At 51.1% G+C, this 16,341-nt stretch carries 16 protein-coding genes and 2 pseudogenes; 9 read left to right on the top strand and 9 right to left on the bottom strand.

All coding sequences use genetic code 11. The annotated features are described in order from the left end of the window. Nucleotides 1–80 precede the first annotated feature (80 nt). Complete coding sequence (locus tag ACR809_RS22330; RefSeq protein ID WP_122051579.1) at nt 81–1,463, bottom strand: carbohydrate porin; 1,383 nt, start codon at nt 1,461–1,463, stop codon at nt 81–83. Nucleotides 1,464–1,793: 330 nt separating this feature from the next. Continuing rightward, entirely contained in the window at nt 1,794–3,113 is a 1,320-nt protein-coding gene (gene xylA, locus ACR809_RS22335) for a xylose isomerase (RefSeq protein WP_017900971.1), read from the bottom strand. Nucleotides 3,114–3,539: 426 nt separating this feature from the next. Here xylA and ACR809_RS22340 point away from each other — a divergent pair, with 426 nt between their 5' ends. Together ACR809_RS22340 and ACR809_RS22345 are read left to right on the top strand one after the other, a co-directional pair. Beyond that, nucleotides 3,540–4,979: an MFS transporter gene (locus ACR809_RS22340; RefSeq protein ID WP_072157864.1), complete on the top strand. Its 1,440-nt coding sequence runs from the start codon at nt 3,540–3,542 to the stop codon at nt 4,977–4,979. Nucleotides 4,980–5,037: 58 nt separating this feature from the next. After that, the gene (locus ACR809_RS22345) at nt 5,038–6,717 is read left to right on the top strand and encodes a glycoside hydrolase family 43 protein (protein WP_002887062.1); all 1,680 of its coding nucleotides are present in this window, start codon (nt 5,038–5,040) and stop codon (nt 6,715–6,717) included. A gap of 82 nt (nt 6,718–6,799) precedes the next feature. Here ACR809_RS22345 and ACR809_RS22350 read toward each other — a convergent pair whose 3' ends face one another. Continuing rightward, entirely contained in the window at nt 6,800–7,384 is a 585-nt protein-coding gene (locus tag ACR809_RS22350) for an HNH endonuclease (RefSeq protein ID WP_122051580.1), read from the bottom strand. Nucleotides 7,385–7,403: 19 nt separating this feature from the next. On the opposite strand from ACR809_RS22350, the gene ACR809_RS22355 reads away from it, so the two are divergent. Further along, complete coding sequence (locus tag ACR809_RS22355; RefSeq protein WP_162992557.1) at nt 7,404–8,372, top strand: IS5-like element IS903B family transposase; 969 nt, start codon at nt 7,404–7,406, stop codon at nt 8,370–8,372. A 39-nt stretch (nt 8,373–8,411) separates the two neighbouring features. Continuing rightward, a pseudogene (locus ACR809_RS22360) lies at nt 8,412–8,564 on the top strand (IS3 family transposase); the annotation flags it as partial. A 447-nt stretch (nt 8,565–9,011) separates the two neighbouring features. On the opposite strand, the gene ACR809_RS22365 reads toward ACR809_RS22360, so the two are convergent. The 5 genes from ACR809_RS22365 to ACR809_RS22385 form a co-directional block, all read right to left on the bottom strand. After that, nucleotides 9,012–9,224, bottom strand: a complete 213-nt coding sequence (locus ACR809_RS22365; protein WP_074187292.1) for a DUF987 family protein — start codon at nt 9,222–9,224, stop codon at nt 9,012–9,014. After that, nucleotides 9,221–9,715 carry a RadC family protein gene (radC, locus tag ACR809_RS22370; protein ID WP_064161308.1) on the bottom strand — a complete coding sequence of 165 codons (495 nt, stop codon included), beginning with the start codon at nt 9,713–9,715 and terminating at the stop codon, nt 9,221–9,223. The genes ACR809_RS22365 and radC overlap by 4 nt, the downstream gene beginning before the upstream one ends. A gap of 17 nt (nt 9,716–9,732) precedes the next feature. Beyond that, nucleotides 9,733–10,554 (bottom strand): DUF932 domain-containing protein, encoded by an 822-nt coding sequence (locus ACR809_RS22375; protein WP_064161307.1) that lies wholly within the window; start codon nt 10,552–10,554, stop codon nt 9,733–9,735. A gap of 100 nt (nt 10,555–10,654) precedes the next feature. Next, the gene (locus ACR809_RS22380; RefSeq protein WP_021312429.1) at nt 10,655–11,086 is read right to left on the bottom strand and encodes an antirestriction protein; all 432 of its coding nucleotides are present in this window, start codon (nt 11,084–11,086) and stop codon (nt 10,655–10,657) included. Between the two features lie 220 nt (nt 11,087–11,306). Beyond that, nucleotides 11,307–12,161, bottom strand: a complete 855-nt coding sequence (locus ACR809_RS22385; protein ID WP_122051581.1) for a hypothetical protein — start codon at nt 12,159–12,161, stop codon at nt 11,307–11,309. An 813-nt stretch (nt 12,162–12,974) separates the two neighbouring features. Between ACR809_RS22385 and ACR809_RS22390 the strand changes: the two genes are divergently transcribed. From ACR809_RS22390 to ACR809_RS22400, 3 genes are all read left to right on the top strand, one after another. Then, nucleotides 12,975–13,541 (top strand): YagK/YfjJ domain-containing protein, encoded by a 567-nt coding sequence (locus ACR809_RS22390; RefSeq protein ID WP_021312427.1) that lies wholly within the window; start codon nt 12,975–12,977, stop codon nt 13,539–13,541. 380 nt (nt 13,542–13,921) lie between these two features. Beyond that, on the top strand, nt 13,922–14,446 hold the full coding sequence (locus tag ACR809_RS22395) for a putative zinc ribbon protein (protein ID WP_064161306.1): 525 nt from the start codon (nt 13,922–13,924) through the stop codon (nt 14,444–14,446). 96 nt (nt 14,447–14,542) lie between these two features. Continuing rightward, nucleotides 14,543–14,764, top strand: a complete 222-nt coding sequence (locus tag ACR809_RS22400) for a helix-turn-helix transcriptional regulator (RefSeq protein WP_122051582.1) — start codon at nt 14,543–14,545, stop codon at nt 14,762–14,764. A 39-nt stretch (nt 14,765–14,803) separates the two neighbouring features. On the opposite strand, the pseudogene ACR809_RS22405 reads toward ACR809_RS22400, so the two are convergent. Further along, nucleotides 14,804–15,461, bottom strand: a pseudogene (locus ACR809_RS22405) (DDE-type integrase/transposase/recombinase); the annotation flags it as partial. An 86-nt stretch (nt 15,462–15,547) separates the two neighbouring features. Here ACR809_RS22405 and ACR809_RS22410 point away from each other — a divergent pair. Both ACR809_RS22410 and tnpB read left to right on the top strand, forming a co-directional pair. After that, nucleotides 15,548–15,988 (top strand): transposase, encoded by a 441-nt coding sequence (locus ACR809_RS22410; protein WP_004189163.1) that lies wholly within the window; start codon nt 15,548–15,550, stop codon nt 15,986–15,988. Further along, nucleotides 15,985–16,335, top strand: a complete 351-nt coding sequence (tnpB, locus tag ACR809_RS22415; RefSeq protein WP_004189161.1) for an IS66 family insertion sequence element accessory protein TnpB — start codon at nt 15,985–15,987, stop codon at nt 16,333–16,335. The genes ACR809_RS22410 and tnpB overlap by 4 nt, the downstream gene beginning before the upstream one ends. Nucleotides 16,336–16,341: the final 6 nt, after the last annotated feature.

A 16,341-nucleotide genomic window follows, 5' to 3' on the forward strand; every position in this document is an offset into this window, starting at 1 on the left:
CGGCATAAATGGAGCGCACCAGTTGTAGCCCGGCTAAGCGTAGCGCCAGCCGGGAACGCTCCTTCGACAGCGCTATCGCATCAGAACCACGCCTCAAACATCCCGCCGACGTTCAGCGAATCCAGCTGCTGGTCCTGGGTGCCGTTAACCTTCGCGGTATGCTCGTTGTCCACCTGGCCGCCGGTCACGTAGAAGCGCAGCATCGGACGGAACTCCGGCCCCATGCCGATGGCGATGTTCTGCGACAGCGTCAGCTTCCAGCCGTGGTTATCCCCGCCCTGGTCGTAATCCACGCGCTGGTAGCCCGCTTCCAGCCAGGTGGAGTGCACGTCGTTCCAGAAGTACATCGGCCGCACGATGGCGCCGTAGTTTTTACGGTTATCGGTATTGTCCTTGCCGTTGTCGTAGTCGTGGAAGGCCAGCAGATATTCCACCTGCGCCTGCTGGGTGAACTTATGGCTGCCCTCGAAGCTGGCGTAGACCGTGGTCAGGTCGTCGGTTTTGTTGTAGACGCTGTTATCCGAGTTGTCGGAATAGCGCAGGATCACCTTGTTCACCCCGCTGTCGTTGGTGTGGCTCAGCACCAGGCCGCCCTGCCAGGCTTCGAGACGCGCGTCGCTGTCCACCGCCTTTGAGTCAAAGCCGTAGTTGGCGTACACCTCGACGTCGATCGGCCCGGCCTTGATGTTGTGGGTTTTGGTGGTCAGCGCGTAGTGGCCGTTGTCGCCGGTGTCGGAGCTGCCGGTACAGGTGATGCGCGACGGGTTGGTCTCATCGGCCATCACTTCCGGACTACAGGATTTCACCTGCGACACCGCCGCCACGTCGAACTGCACGCCGCCGATATCAAAGTTCTTCACCCCGGCGCCCTGGCCGTCGTGGTTCATCCAGAAGTAGTCGTTGATCCCCTGTTGCGGACGCTGGTGGAAGTCGCGGCCGGCCCAGATATAGGCGTTGGGGTTGGATTCCAGCACGTTGGTGACGCCGACGTAGGCCTTCTTCAGGTTAACCTCGTCGCTCCAGTGGTCGAACATCACGTTAAGATCCCAGATAGCCCCCTGCGCGCTTTTGAAGGCCTTGCTGATCTGGAATTCGCCGCCGTTGCTTTCGTTGCCCAGGCGGCCGATCGCCGAGGCGCCGTTATAGGAGCCGTCGACGCCGACATATTTCTGGTCGCCGGTCTGGAAGTGGGCGCCATAGCGGGCGTAGCCGCTGAACTTGAGGCCGAACGGAATGGCCATATCCGGCGAGGCGGCGGTGGTCTGCGGGTTGGTGATCACGTCGACCTTTTTGTCGGCCGCGGCGTCGATTTTCGCCTGGCGTTCGGCCAGCGCTTTATCAACGGCTTTGGCGACGATGGCGTCGATCTGTTCCTGAGTAAATTCTTGCGCCATTACAGAGGTAAGCGGAAAAAACGCGGCGATAACCGCCATGGTTAATGGAAGTTTTTTTATCATTGTCATGAGTTTCTCAATATAGGTTAATTTTATTCAGACAATAACCAGCCTATTCTGAGCTGACAGAATATGTCGCTATCATCAGAACAAGTTATTTTTTATTTTGTACGGTCACAGAGGCATTACACAATTATCGCGACTCTTCCTCCTTCACTAATATTAAACAGGTGGCACAATAGCAGAACCATCCGCACGGCGGATTGTTCTGCTATAGACAGTCAAACAGATGGCCTTACGGCGCAGACAGCATAAATACAACACGAACCAATAAAGGCTATTTCCCGGCAGCGGGCAGATGGCGGAATATATGCCCCCGCAGGGGCATATCAGCCAAATTTAACCAAAGATATAGGTATTGACGAGATTTTCGAGTAATTCCTGACGCCCGCTGTGATGCTGCGGATTCAGATTATGCTGCTCAGCGTACCGGGCAATATTATCCAGCGACATGCGGCCGGCCATAATTTGTTGCCCCAGCTCGCCCTGCCAGCCGGCATAGCGTTTTGCCAGAGCCCGATCGAGCTTGCCATCCTCAATCATGCGCGCGGCCAGCTTGAGGGACAGCGCCATCACGTCCATGGCGCCAATATGGCCATAGAACATGTCGTATTTGTCGGTGCTCTGCCGGCGAACTTTGGCGTCAAAGTTCAGGCCGCCGGTGGTGAATCCCCCGGCTTTGAGGATCTCGTACATCACCAGGGTATTTTCTTCCACGCTGTTCGGGAACTGATCGGTATCCCAGCCGAGCTGCGCATCGCCGCGGTTGGCATCAACGGAGCCGAAAATGCCCAGCGCGATGGCGCTGGCGATTTCATGGTGGAAAGAGTGCCCCGCCAGGGTGGCGTGGTTGGCTTCAATGTTCACCTTGATCTCATTTTCCAGACCAAACTGCTTCAGGAAGCCATACACCGTCGCGACATCGTAATCGTATTGATGCTTGGTGGGCTCCTGCGGTTTCGGCTCGATAAGCAGCGTGCCGCCAAAGCCAATCTTATGCTTGTGCTCCACCACCATCTGCAGGAAGCGGCCAATCTGCTCGCGCTCCTGGCGCAGGTCGGTATTCAACAGCGACTCGTAACCTTCTCGGCCGCCCCACAGCACATAGTTTTCGCCGCCGAGCTGGTGGGTGGCGTTCATGGCGGTCACCACCTGCGTGGCCGCCCAGGCAAACACCTCCGGATCGGGGTTGGTCGCCGCCCCGGCGCCGTAGCGCGGGTGGGTAAAGCAGTTGGCGGTGCCCCACAGCAGTTTCACGCCGGTTTGCTGCTGTTTCTCCGCCAGCACTTCGGTCATCACGGCGAAATTATGCAAATACTCTTTCAGCGACGCGCCTTCTGGCGAGACGTCGACATCGTGGAAGCAGTAATACGGCACGTTGAGCTTGTAGAAAAATTCAAACGCTACGTCCGCTTTGCGTTTGGCCATTTCCAGCGCATCGCCCGCGGCCTGCCAGGGACGCTCAAACGAGCCGGCGCCAAACATATCAGCGCCATTCCAGCAGAAGTTATGCCAATAACAGGCGGCAAAACGCAGATGATCTGCCATCCGTTTTCCCAGCACGATTTCATCCGGATTATAGTGGCGAAACGCCAGCGGATTATCGGTTTTAGGTCCGGCAAAAAGAACGCGTTCGAGCTGGTCAAAATAAGTTTGCATGATGAACTCCGAAATTGAGGAAGCCGAAAATTAACAACTGTGACACATCGTGTATTCTCATCGTCGGTTGCTCAATTACGTTATTTCACTCAGCGATTGAGAAAATGCTCAAATGTGAGCCATCTCGCAAATAAAACTATTTTAAATATCTCGCTTCGCGCGCGTATAGCGTACACTTCCTGGGGAATTCAGGTGAACATAGCGAATTAAAATGCCGGTTTTGTCACATTGCATATCTGTCAGAAAATTAGCGGCGGATAACGATTCAACGCAGGTGATACAGGCCTTTGCTTCGAGGATCACAGAAGTAAAAAAACATAATTACTTAATTTAAAAACGTAATAGATTCTTCCAGGTCAACTGTGTCAGAAAGTGTTTCACCTACACAAAACAAACCGGAGTCTGCTTAGAATGAGTAAAAACATAATGCACAGTCGGCATGATGAATATCATAAATTAACCCGCGGAGAACGAATTGGTTATGGCATGGGCGACTTTGCGCAAAACCTGGTTTTCGGCACCATTGGGGGTTTTCTGGCTTTGCATATGCTGACGGTAAATACTATCAGCACGGCAACGGCAGGCTTTATTTTTCTTTTTGTCCGCATCATTAATGTGTTTTGGGATCCGATGGTCGGAACCTACGTGGATAAACGAACCTCGAAGGCAGGAAAATATCGCCCCTGGCTTTTACGAGCCGGCGTGCCGCTGGTGATCCTGTCGGCATTACTGTTCGCGCCAATCCCCGGAGTGAAAGGTTCGGTGGCTTTCGCCTTTATTATTTATCTGGCGCTGGACCTGGTTTATTCCTTAGTCAATATTCCCTATGGCTCGCTGAATGCCTCGCTGACCCGCGACCCGGAATCGATCGATAAGCTGACCAGTACCCGCATGATGCTGGCCAACAGCGCCAACCTGCTGGTCTATACCCTGTTCCCGATGTTTGTGCAGATGGCGGCGCCGAAAGATCGTAGCCTGAAAGACACCGGCTTTTTCGGCCTTGAGCTGAATCTCGGCAACTATACCGATCCGTCGGCGAACTACGCCTGGTTCGGCGTGTACGCCATCTATATGATCATCGGCGCGGTGGCCCTGTTTATCTGCTACAAATGCACCAAAGAACGCGTTGTCGCGACCGCCGAGCAGACCGCCAACGTCAAAACTACCGACCTTTTCCACGAGCTCAGACATAACCGTCCGCTGGTTATTCTCGGCATGTTCTTTATGCTGGCCTTTACCTTCATGTTCTTCATGAACACCGTTAACGGCTTCTTCAACCAGTTCGTCGTCGGCCACTCCGAATGGATGGGCGCCGTGGGCCTCGTCGCGTCTATTCCCGGCATCGCCTTCCCGGTGTTCTGGCCGAAACTGAAAAAAATCTTTGGTAAAAAAGGCTTCTTCCATCTGTTCCTCGCCATGTTCATCGTCGGCGAACTGCTGACCTACGCCTGGTCCCGCGAAGGGATGCACGACGCCCTGTGGCTGGCCTACATCGCCACCTTTATTAAACAGTGGGGCTTAACCTCCGCCACCGGCTTTATGTGGGCGCTGGTACCGGAAGTTATCGCGTACGGCGAATTAAAATCGGGCAAACGCAATGCCGCCATTATCAATGCCATTATGGGACTCTTCTTCAAGATCGGCTTCACCATCGGCGGCGCTATCCCGCTGTGGCTGCTGGCGGTGTATGGATTTAATGAAAGCGGCGCCGTGCAGAGCGCCAGCGCCATCGACGGGATCATTATGACCGCGGTGTGGATCCCAATTGCGCTGGCCGCTATTTCGATGGTGATCATGCAGGTTTATCCGATCTCCGATAAACATGTGACCGACATCAACCGTCAGCTGGATGAGATCCGCGTGTAGTTAAAAAAAATATAAATCAGACCGATCCTTAACTTTCCATTTTAAAAGGTGTAATGAAATGTCACTTATTCAAAACCCGATATTACGCGGCTTTAATGCCGACCCCAGTATTATTCGCGTCGAGGATACGTACTATATTGCCAACTCGACGTTTGAGTGGTTCCCGGGCGTGCGTTTACATGAGTCGAAAGACCTGAAAAACTGGAACCTGCTGCCTTCGCCGCTCTCCACCACCACCCTGCTGGACATGAAGGGCAACCCCTCCTCCGGCGGCATTTGGGCGCCGGCGCTCTCCTGGGCCGACGGGCAATTCTGGTTGGTGTATACCGATGTGAAGGTCACCGAAGGCGCCTTTAAAGACATGACCAACTACCTGACCACGGCGAAGGATATTCGGGGCCCGTGGAGCGACCCGATCAAGCTGAACGGCGTCGGGTTTGACGCCTCGCTGTTCCATGACGACGATGGCCGGAAATATATCGTCCAGCAAACCTGGGATCACCGGGAGTACCATCACCCCTTCGATGGCATTACCTTAACGGAGCTGGATACCAAAACGCTGAAGTTAATGCCGGAAACCGCGCGCACCATCTACCGCGGCACCGCCGTGGCGCTGGTCGAGGGGCCGCACCTCTATAAACTGAACGGCTACTACTATCTGTTTGCCGCCCAGGGCGGCACCGTATTTACCCACCAGGAGGTGGTGGCTCGGTCGAAAACCCTCGAGGCCGACAGCTTCGAAACCGAGCCGGGCGACGTGTTCTTAACCAATGTCGATACCCCGGACAGCTACATCCAGAAACAGGGCCATGGCGCGCTGGTCTCCACCCCGGAAGGCGAATGGTATTACGCCTCGCTCTGCGCCCGGCCGTGGAATCGCCCGGGGGAATCCATCTACGACCCGCGCGGCTGGTCAACTCTCGGCCGGGAAACCGCGATCCAGAAAGTATACTGGGACGACGAGGGCTGGCCGCGTATTGAAGGCGGTCACGGCGGGAAAACCTTCGTCGAAGGGCCGAAAGACGCCATCTTCACCGAAAGCGCCAGCGATAATAGCCAGCAGGATGACTTTACCTCGCCAGCCCTCGACCCGAACTGGAATACCCTGCGGGTGCCGTTTACGGCCAAAATGGGCACCACCGGCGACGGCAAATTAACCTTAATCGGCCAGGGTTCGTTAGCCAATACGCATGACCTGTCGCTGATTGCCCGCCGCTGGCAGGCTTTCTATTTTGACGCCGCGGTGAAGGTGAAATTCGAACCCTTCAGCTACCAGCAGATGGCCGGGTTAACGAATTACTATAACGACCGCCACTGGAGCTTCGTCTTCCTGACCTGGAATGAAATTAACGGCAAGGTCATCGAAGTCGGCGAAAATAACCGCGGAAAATACACGTCGTACCTGAAGGATAACGCCATCAAGGTGCCGGACGGCGTCGAATACGTCTGGTTCCGGACCAAAGTCCGCAAGCAGACCTACAGCTATGAATACAGCTTCGATGGCGTGACGTTCACCGAGATCCCGGTCCAGCTGGATGCCGCGGTACTGTCCGATGACTATGTGTTGCAGAGCTACGGCGGGTTCTTTACCGGGGCGTTCGTCGGCCTGGCGGCGGTAGACTACGCCGGGTACGGCACCCAGGCTGAGTTTTATCAGTTCGAGTATCAGGAGCTGGGCGATAGGTTAGCGGCCGATGGCAGTTACAGCTGGGAGGCTGGCGAGACGCGGGATAAGTAAGAGAGAGCGGGCCCACGCTACCGGTGAGGTAGCGTGGGTTTTGTGGTGTGTTTGATGTAATTAAAGCGAGCGCTGTCGGATGTCAGTCTGCGGGGCGCAGCCGGGCCTTCAGCTCTTCTGGGGTAAACGGCGGATCTCGCCGGTGCAGCATTGCATGGCAGTTGGGACAAACCGGGATCAGATCGGTTTCAGGGTTCAGACGGTAGTCCTGCTTTATTCCGGACAGCGGAATGAGATGGTGGATATGGATAAAACCCTGGCCGATTTCGCCATAGCGGCTGGCCATATCCAGACCGCATACCTGACACCGGCAGCCGTGCAGGCGAAGCGCCGCCTGACGAGCCTGACGGTCGCGCTCATAGCGATTGACCACCACCTGCATCGCCGCCCCTTCCACGAACTCCATAGTCGTCTGTCCCTCATCGGGGAAAAGCGCAGCCTCGTCATCGCCAGCGCCCTGCGACGCGATCGTAAATCCTTGCTCCAGTAACAGGCGCACGCATTTGGATTTAATCCCCCCGCTGAAATCCGCCGGGGTAAATTCCGTTCCCGTGGCAAGCGTGGCCGCTAACCCGACGATGGCTTTTGAAGGATACCGACGCCCCTCAAACTCGATCTCGTACAGACGCGCGCTTTTAAACTGATGCGCAACGCGGCTTTGTTGAATAAATCGAACTTTTGCTGAGTTGAAGGATCAGATCACGTATCTTCCCGACAACGCAGACCGTTCCGTGGCAAAGCAAAAGTTCAAAATCACCAACTGGCCCACCTACAATAAAGCCCTCATCAACCGTGGCTCCATAACTTTCTGGCTGGATGATGAAGCTATTCAGGCCTGGTATGAGTCGGCAGCGCCTTCTTCACGAGGCAGACCTCAGCGCTATTCTGACCTTGCCATCACGACTGTGCTGGTCATTAAACGCGTATTCAGGCTGACCCTGCGCGCTGCGCAGGGCTTTATTGATTCCATTTTTTCTCTGATGAACGTTCCGCTACGCTGCCCGGATTACAGCTGTGTCAGCAGGCGGGCAAAGTCGGTTAATGTCAGTTTCAAAACGCCCACCCGGGGTGAAATCGCATACCTGGTAATTGATTCCACCGGGCTGAAGGTCTTCGGTGAAGGCGAGTGGAAAGTCAAAAAGCATGGCCAGGAACGCCGCCGTATCTGGCGTAAGCTGCATCTCGCCGTTGACAGTAAAACACATGAAATCATCTGCGCTGACCTGTCGCTGAACAACGTTACGGACTCAGAGGCCTTCCCCGGGTTAATCCGGCAAACCCACCGGAAAATCAGGTCAGCCGCCGCCGATGGCGCTTACGATACCCGGCTATGTCACGATGAACTGCGGCGTAAGAAAATCAGCGCGCTTATCCCTCCCCGAAAAGGTGCGGGTTACTGGCCCGGTGAATATGCAGACCGTAACCGTGCAGTGGCTAATCAGCGAATGACCGGGAGTAATGCGCGGTGGAAATGGACAACAGACTACAACCGTCGCTCGATAGCGGAAACGGCGATGTACCGGGTAAAAGAGCTGTTCGGGGGTTCACTGACGCTGCGTGACTACGATGGTCAGGTTGCGGAGGCTATGGCCCTGGTACGAGCGCTGAACAAAATGACGAAAGCAGGTATGCCTGAAAGCGTGCGTATTGCCTGAAAACACAACCCGCTACGGGGGAGACTTACCCGAAATCTGATTTATTCAACAAAGCCGCGGGAAGAAGCCCCAAGCAATATTTTTGTTCACATCGAAATATTTTATAACAGTAAGCGTCGGCATGGTTCGAATGATCAAATACCACCGAGGGAATATAAAAATCAATATTATCAACAGCTGAGAAGTGTCTAGATTATTCCTGTCAATTCAATCAGTTGACACCTCCAGTGTTGGAATCAAAATCAATCGAACCGGGAATACCTTCAGTTATACCATCATCGGTTGGTATATGTTCAAGGAATTGAGTAGACGTGAACAGACTAAGCCAAGTCAGAAATCTGCTTAACTTACTGTTTTTAAGGACTAAAATAGACGTTAGTAAACTTGAAAAAAGCTTTGTATGGTGCGAAGGCCGGACTCGAATTTAAACATCAATGCATTGATTAATAATAGATTTAAATAATGTAAGATCACAATATATACTCACTTGTATACTCAGCAATAAATCTTACTCCGAGAATGTAAACCATAACGTATAGCCCTTCTTCCCTCAGAGCCTCTACTATATCGTATCCCCCTCGCAATAGATCACAATGATCCATTGAACTGCTCCCCCTACATCTTAGGCCATGCACCTCATCAATTTAAAGTGACACTCATCAGGCAGGCATAAGGGCCATGACCGTCCTGACGACGTTCAACATATACCGCCAGGATACCAGAGCACTCCGTCACCTCTCTACCGCGGCTGTGGCCCAGCCATTTGTATTTTCCCCGACAATAGCGAGCAAGACGAGAATCTGTATGCTGCCGGTGAATTTTCATTGCCGCAGATTTACTGATGATATTCATAGTTCACCTCGTATCAGGCCGTGTTCAGCGAAAGAGAAGACGTGCCTGCCACCAACAATCAGATGGTCAAGCACCCGGATATCCACCACCTGTAAGATATTGACCAGACGTTGGGTGAGATTTTTATCCGCCTGACTGGGGGTTATCTCTCCCGAAGGATGATTGTGGGCAAAAATGACGGCTGCCGCATTAAAGTACAATGCGCGTTTCACAACTTCTCTGGGATGCACTTCGGTACTGTTGATAGTGCCGGTGAACAGGGTTTCATAACCTGTCAGCTGATGTTGCTGACTGAGATAGAGCACCATAAACTCCTCCCGCTCCAGCCCGACCATTTTCAGTCGTAACCAGTCTCTGACGCTTTGGGTGGAGGTAAAGGCAATCCCGGGCTCACGTAGATGTTTATCCAGTATGCTCAGTGCCCGTTTGATGGCTCGCTGTTCACTGGGCTGTAATGTGAAATTCTGAGAAGACTCACTGGTATAATGCATGGACAAAACCTCCCATATCAGGATGCCAACTGCAGCATATTTTCCGCCATCACCCACAAAGCGCGATTGAGCTTCACATCTCCGGCGATGCCCTTTACGGCACGGGTATGGCTGCGTTTTCCTTTGGCATTGCGACCGGACAGGCCGCCTTTAATCAGGTTCTCCTGTATCCGCTGATAAGTGGTCCACAGGTCTGGCTTATTGTCTTCATAGCGGCGGGGAGTCAGAATTTGCTCGGGTGTCACCGGCTGGTGCTCCTCCCCATAGCGATAGGTGAGAGCCGCGCTGGCCAGTGCCTGTTGTGCGGGCGGGGATAACAGCAGGGACTGCATCGCATCCCGCTGCTCATCCATGCGGTCAAACAGGCCCAGCACTTCATAGGCTCCTTCAATCACCTTCTCCACCACATCCCCTTTATGGGGAACACGCACTTCTCCGAAAGTCTGGCCGGTAATCAAACCATTCTGACAAACAAAGCGAAACAGGCCGGGTAACATCTGATAGCTCGATGAGCCATCGTGACTGTTGAGCAGGATAATCTCGGGTACCTGCTGACCGGTAATCTGACCTTCACGCCGTAAGCGGAGCATATGTTTGGTGTGCTCCCGGCGACTGGCATCCCGTACCCGGGTCTGGCAGGCAAAGAACGGCTGAAAACCTTCTTTCTGTAAACTATCCAGCAACTTAATGGTCGGGATGTAGGTATAGCGGTCACTACGGGATTCATGTTTATTTTCACCGAACACGCTGGGTACAGTGCGGTACAGCTCTTCATTCGTTAACGGACGGTCACGGCGAATCGTACAGGCATTGCCAAAGCGGGAGGCTAAACGGGACATAGGGGTTCTCCTCAGTCATTAAACTGATAAATTGTTCGATAAAGGGATAAAAGGCGTTACTGCTGGTGGGTGAGAGGAAGCTAAAATCGGGCCAGGCAGCTCAGTCAATCAGATGAAAGATGTTCGCCTGTTCCGGATGCTGAATAGCGTAGTCACGCAACTGGTAAAAATACTCCACCAGCACAGGACTTTCTGTTTTGAACGACCAGATACTGTAAGCCATCAGGCATACCGCGATACCGGCTGCTTCCAGACTTAACTCCGCTTTATGGCCGTTATGCGGATTAAACATACGCAGCGAGGTTTCGGGCATATCAGGCCAGATAAATGCCCCTCCATTAGACAGCATACTGAATTCCCAGAAAGCGCCCTGATAGACCTCACACATCCTGTCCATCAGGTTGAAGATATCGCCCTCTAAACGCTCCCAGCCAGGTACCGTGCCGAAATAGAAACGCCAGAAGGTACTACGACCCCGGGAATGGACGAGATTGGTTTTGATGATGGTAGGCTCTTGCTGAAGAGTAAACATAACGGTTCTCCTGTAAGTGAGAAAGGATTTCGCCGAATGGCGTGATATAAAAGCAAAAAGCCCCGCACCGTGAGGTGCAGGGCCTGTATAGTGGAATGTGACTGTCAGAGCAATCTGTGGGGATTCTTCACTGAAGTAATATATATCTGAAAGTAATTTCATTTAGGGCCTGTACACCATTCTATATACAGGCTCTTCTTTCATCGTAAAGATAAAAATTTTAGTAGGTCATAATAAGAAACTCTATCATTTCGCTCTCAGAGAGTTTTTCTTTTTTTGCTATTTCTTTTAGCTTTGACTTGGCCTCAATGCTTATATAGCCGCTTAGTGCTTTTTTGTCATCCTGTTTTCTTTTGGCTCGATATCTCTGCTGATTCCAAGCATTACTCATTTCTATGAAAGTAAGTCTAACCCCACTATCATCGATATGTAAATCGTAGTACACCTTGATAAAATCAAGCGCATTTACGCTGTCACCCATGTATAGCCGTTTAAATAGACGATCCTTCTCTTCCAGGTACCGATATGCCCAAGTTGCCTGCTCTTTGTCATTTTTTAACCACCCAAGCCTTTTCCTCCCTGTTAACTGCTGATATTCTTTATGAATAAAATTAACCTCATTTTTAATAGATGGTATTTGTTTTACTTTTGACAAGGCGTAGGTCGTAATATCTACAATAATGTTTTCTGATGAAATTGGCCTTGCCTTCTTAAACCATTCCCTTTCTTCTGCTGTCAACCTTTCCCTGTTACTTTCAAATTTAGAAACAAACAAGCTAAACCATAAATACAAACCTGCATTAAAATCAGTCTTTATCCATGACAGATCGACATTTACAAATTCAGCATATGTCTTTTTGTAGTCTGAAGAGTATTCCCTGACGTATTTCTCAGCATTATCCTCATTGATTATTTCATTTATTCTCCATATTAATTCTGTATTGGATGAGTTTTCTAAATACCTGCTAGTTTCAATAATGTTTAAGGATTTATTTAGCCTATGTAAAACATATCTCGATTCATTTATATCATTGCTGTGGAATGAATACTTTTTAAAGTCATCTTTAAAAGCCATAATCTCACCATTACCCAGTAACTTTTCTGTGTGTTTATCATGTTATTCTAGTTAATTTTTAGCTGTCTTGAGGTGATTTTTAAGTGTTTTTATAGTGGTTTTTTGATAGTGATCACGTAATTAAAATTAATAAAAACCGCTGCTAATCGCGCCTTATCGCTCTGTACGGTAATCTCTTCAATGCTACATCCAAGAGGATTGAGGGCATTTTTGCTTTCTGTTTTTATATGAAATCCTGTATTTATATATAAAACATGGCGGCAGAATGATGTTTGAAGCCAGATGTTTTTAATGATAAAAAATAGCAGCGATTAATTTAAAACATCTCATAACCATGATAAGAAGAAGGGATGAGTGAAAGATTACGATAATGTCAGACGGCAAGAGGCTTTTGCGATTTTGGCAGGACTGGATGGCAGTTATTGAAGCCGTCTCTGTCGATGGATTCGAAATAATCACATTCAGGATTTGATTTTATCGGAATGATTTTAGCGTTTGTTACGTCGATTAGAATGATAAAAATGAAACCTTTAGGTTATTGATATAATCTTAAAGAAGCATCCAGTCAACTTTCTCACCTCCCCATCAAAAATAACCTCACACCCCTCCCATCACCTCACTCACCCGCCACCCTCGGGTATGAATAAAAACAACACCCGGGGGCGTGTTATCCGTAAGCAAATTAACTATCCGTGATCCTTTCACACCCCAGGCCTGTCTCTCTGTAAGTCATCGGCCAGCTCTGAGAATAAATTACATATCGCTCTTATCCGTTGAGTCATCACCATGAATTAATCCAACGGAGTCACTATCATGAGCTTAACCTTCATCCCTGAATTACAGAGAGTATTACATCGTCATCAGTCAGACCTGTTTAAGCGTTACTCGAAAATCCTGATGATAAGAGTGGACCTTCACTGGTCTGAGAATACTGACCGATTTGATTATGGAGACGAACATCAGTTTACAGATGACGTGAGCCATTTAATGTTACGTCTGTCAGACTATCCCGGCGTTATTGGTTATGCCTGGGTACTCGAAGAGAGTCTGGACAGGGGATTACATGGACATGCCGCCATTTACGTGAATGGTCAGCAGCATTGTAAAAAATGGGGCTTTCAGGATGTCACAGAAACCCTGTGGAGAGCCGTGACTGACGCAGAAGGGTATGTCTATCACTGTCCTGATAAAAGCGATTATCGATACGCTATACGCCGTCCGGTACACTTTGATGATAATACGGGCCGTAAAGCCATGCGCTACGTGGTGAACTATTTAGCCAAAACAGAGCAGAAACCTTTTGAGCCGATTTACCATATCTCCCGCCTGCCTGATATCAGTGAGAAACCGACCGGACGTCCCCGGGCTCGTCGTCGCTAAATCATGCTTACCTTTGAACACAATGCCAGTCAGGGGCTGTATGACGATCTCTGCGGTCCCTGCAGGCGTTTATCCAAGTAATGCCTTACTCGTTTATCCCCTGCCCGAATAAAACGGGCAGAGTGGCGCTGAGCGCGTTATTGATACCCATCACTTCTCTTCCGCCATCAGCTTGCAGTGACTGCAGACCGTAGCATGGTCGGTTCCCACTACACAGGCGATAACAATGGGGCGGCTATTATTCGGGTCAACCTCCTGACGCAGATTAATCCGCCCATCCTCAGACGTATGGTAGTAGCCAGTGCCATGTCCTGCTCACGGGCGTAAAAAATTACAGCCGTCATCAATCCGGTGATCACATCTGACACCGGAGAGAAACAATGAGTACTTATCACCTTGAAGAACTGGAAATGGGTATCGCTGAATTACCTGATGGCCGCCTGACCAATGCGGTGAGAGAACAGGCCCGCTGGCAGCCAGCACAACCAGTTTCCTTTTACTGCCGATACTGCCACCTGCAGGTGTATCCCAGCCGACGTAAGCAATACGTGTTCTTTGCTCATCCCGTTACTGATGAATATCGGGACTGTCCGGAGGTACAGGCAACGATCAGCTATCTGAAGAGGCAGGTGGAACTGGCTGCACAGTTCAAGGGGATTAATCCGCTCAAACCTGTCACAGAATGGTATTGCGTCTGGTGTCATCGGTTTTATACCAGTCCAGAGTGGCCGGTCAGGAGATGTTGTCCGAAATGCAGGGAGGGTATTTACAGCATACCAACGAGTCAGGTGATTGACGTTCATGGTTATTCAGGCTCCGTTATGAATAACGCGCACACTGAACCTCTCGCAGTCGGTCCTTTGCTGCGACTGGCCGAACCGGATGCTGACTATAAGGCGGGATAAAAAAATACAGCAGCCCGTTATTGTCTGAAGGACGACTGACACAACACATTTCCCACCCCAGTCGCCTTCTCCTTTTCACACTCAGGAGACAAGACAATGACGACACAAACAACTCCCGCCACCAGCCTGTTGAACGACCAGCTTGTTGATATGAAGTTTCTGACACAGTTCACGGGTCTCACTGATAAGTGGTTCTACAAACTCATACAGGACGGTGAGTTTCCCAAACCCATTAAACTGGGCCGCAGTTCACGCTGGTTACGCAGTGAGGTGGAAACCTGGATGCAGGCGCGGATTGAAGATTCTCGTACCGCCTGATAGCTCTGACTGGAGTTGCCCCCGATAAAACGGACACGGTTAATTTATAGCTAGCAGCGAACTTCTGTATTCTCTCGGTGACTGCATTTTCAGCCCTTTATGGGGATGCCAGTTATTATAGTCTTCCATCCATTCCGTCAGTTTTTCCATTACCGTCATGGCATCCGGCAGATCATTCACATATACGTAGTCGCGTTAGAACGTGAATCGCCACGAATGATTCAGCCATCCCATTGCTCTCCGGACTGCGCACCGGCGTCGTACACACGATGAACCCCAGTGAGACAGCGAACGTCCTTGTGGCGTCCGCTATGTAGCAACTGCCGTTATCGGTCAGCTACTCAACGGCGTGTGGCAGGTAAAACGTATTTCCAAAGCGCTTTTCTACACTATCTGTCAGCAGATCCTGCACCATAACGCTGTTTATACCGCCTGTTGTGGCCGACCAACTGATGGCTTCACGATCACAGCAGTCAAGGCTGAACACCACCCGCACGACTTCCCGATTCCAGCAGCGGATTTCGAAGCCATCTGAGCACCAGCGCGTATCCGGCTTAAGTGTCACGACGTTGCCGGTATGACAGCGCTCTGGCTTTTTATGGCCAGATTTTGCCAGTAAAAGGTTATTCGCCTGCATGATCCGGTAAATACGTTTGGGGTTAACCCGCCAGTTCTGTTCCTTCAGCGCACGATTGAGGGTAAGCGTCAAGTCACTGCCGCCTGTGATTCCAGTCCCGGGATCGCTAGCTTAGAGCTCCGTCTAATTTAGAAGGAGCTCTGTTTATGGAAAATGCTGCCAACTGGCGAACTGAATCGCGTACCGTCTATTCCAGTGACTTCAAACTTCGGATGGTCGAACTGGCTTCACGACCAGATGCCAACGTCGCACAACTGGCGCGGGAACATGGCGTTGATAATAATCTCATTTTTAAGTGGCTACGCCTCTGGCAGAGAGAGGGGCGAATCTCTCGTCGAATGCCTGCAACTATCGTGGGGCCGGTGGTACCTCAATCTCTTCCGGCTTCTCCGACTCTGTTGTCCGTCGACGTTATCAACGACCCGTTGCCCGCAGCAGAGAATGACACTCTGTGTACGTTCTCCTCCGCTCACGCCAGCGCCACTTCCTGTCATGTTGAGTTCCGCCACGGCAAAATGACGCTGGAGAACCCGTCGTCAGAGTTGCTGACTGTGCTGATCCGCGAACTGACCGGGAGGACACAATGATATCCCTCCCGTCAGGCACCCGCATCTGGCTGGTCGCCGGGGCCACGGATATGCGTAAATCCTTCAACGGGCTGGGCGAACAGATACACCACGTTCTGGATGAGGATCCCTTCTCCGGCCATCTGTTTATCTTCCGGGGACGCCGTGGCGATACCGTGAAAATACTCTGGGCTGATGCTGATGGTCTGTGCCTGTTTATCAAACGCCTGGAAGAGGGACAGTTCGTCTGGCCTGCTGTACGCGACGGCAAAATCGCGATCACCCGCTCACAACTTGCCATGCTCCTTGATAAGCTGGACTGGCGCCAGCCAAAAATATCCCGCCTTAACTCACTGACAATGTTGTAAAAAAAA

Origin of the sequence: Klebsiella sp. CD33 (assembly GCF_051992865.1) — a bacterium.
In the GTDB taxonomy this organism is placed as follows: domain Bacteria; phylum Pseudomonadota; class Gammaproteobacteria; order Enterobacterales; family Enterobacteriaceae; genus Klebsiella; species Klebsiella pneumoniae.

Bases quoted from the DNA above. Each gene is read 5' to 3' on its own strand.
- ACR809_RS22330 (WP_122051579.1), bottom strand. From the start codon at position 1,463: ATGACAATGATAAAAAAACTTCCATTAACCATGGCGGTTATCGCCGCG.
- xylA (WP_017900971.1), bottom strand. From the start codon at position 3,113: ATGCAAACTTATTTTGACCAGCTCGAACGCGTTCTTTTTGCCGGACCT.
- ACR809_RS22340 (WP_072157864.1), top strand. From the start codon at position 3,540: ATGCACAGTCGGCATGATGAATATCATAAATTAACCCGCGGAGAACGA.
- ACR809_RS22345 (WP_002887062.1), top strand. From the start codon at position 5,038: ATGTCACTTATTCAAAACCCGATATTACGCGGCTTTAATGCCGACCCC.
- ACR809_RS22365 (WP_074187292.1), bottom strand. From the start codon at position 9,224: ATGAATATCATCAGTAAATCTGCGGCAATGAAAATTCACCGGCAGCAT.
- radC (WP_064161308.1), bottom strand. From the start codon at position 9,715: ATGCATTATACCAGTGAGTCTTCTCAGAATTTCACATTACAGCCCAGT.
- ACR809_RS22375 (WP_064161307.1), bottom strand. From the start codon at position 10,554: ATGTCCCGTTTAGCCTCCCGCTTTGGCAATGCCTGTACGATTCGCCGT.
- ACR809_RS22380 (WP_021312429.1), bottom strand. From the start codon at position 11,086: ATGTTTACTCTTCAGCAAGAGCCTACCATCATCAAAACCAATCTCGTC.
- ACR809_RS22385 (WP_122051581.1), bottom strand. From the start codon at position 12,161: ATGGCTTTTAAAGATGACTTTAAAAAGTATTCATTCCACAGCAATGAT.
- ACR809_RS22390 (WP_021312427.1), top strand. From the start codon at position 12,975: ATGAGCTTAACCTTCATCCCTGAATTACAGAGAGTATTACATCGTCAT.
- ACR809_RS22395 (WP_064161306.1), top strand. From the start codon at position 13,922: ATGAGTACTTATCACCTTGAAGAACTGGAAATGGGTATCGCTGAATTA.
- ACR809_RS22400 (WP_122051582.1), top strand. From the start codon at position 14,543: ATGACGACACAAACAACTCCCGCCACCAGCCTGTTGAACGACCAGCTT.
- ACR809_RS22410 (WP_004189163.1), top strand. From the start codon at position 15,548: ATGGAAAATGCTGCCAACTGGCGAACTGAATCGCGTACCGTCTATTCC.
- tnpB (WP_004189161.1), top strand. From the start codon at position 15,985: ATGATATCCCTCCCGTCAGGCACCCGCATCTGGCTGGTCGCCGGGGCC.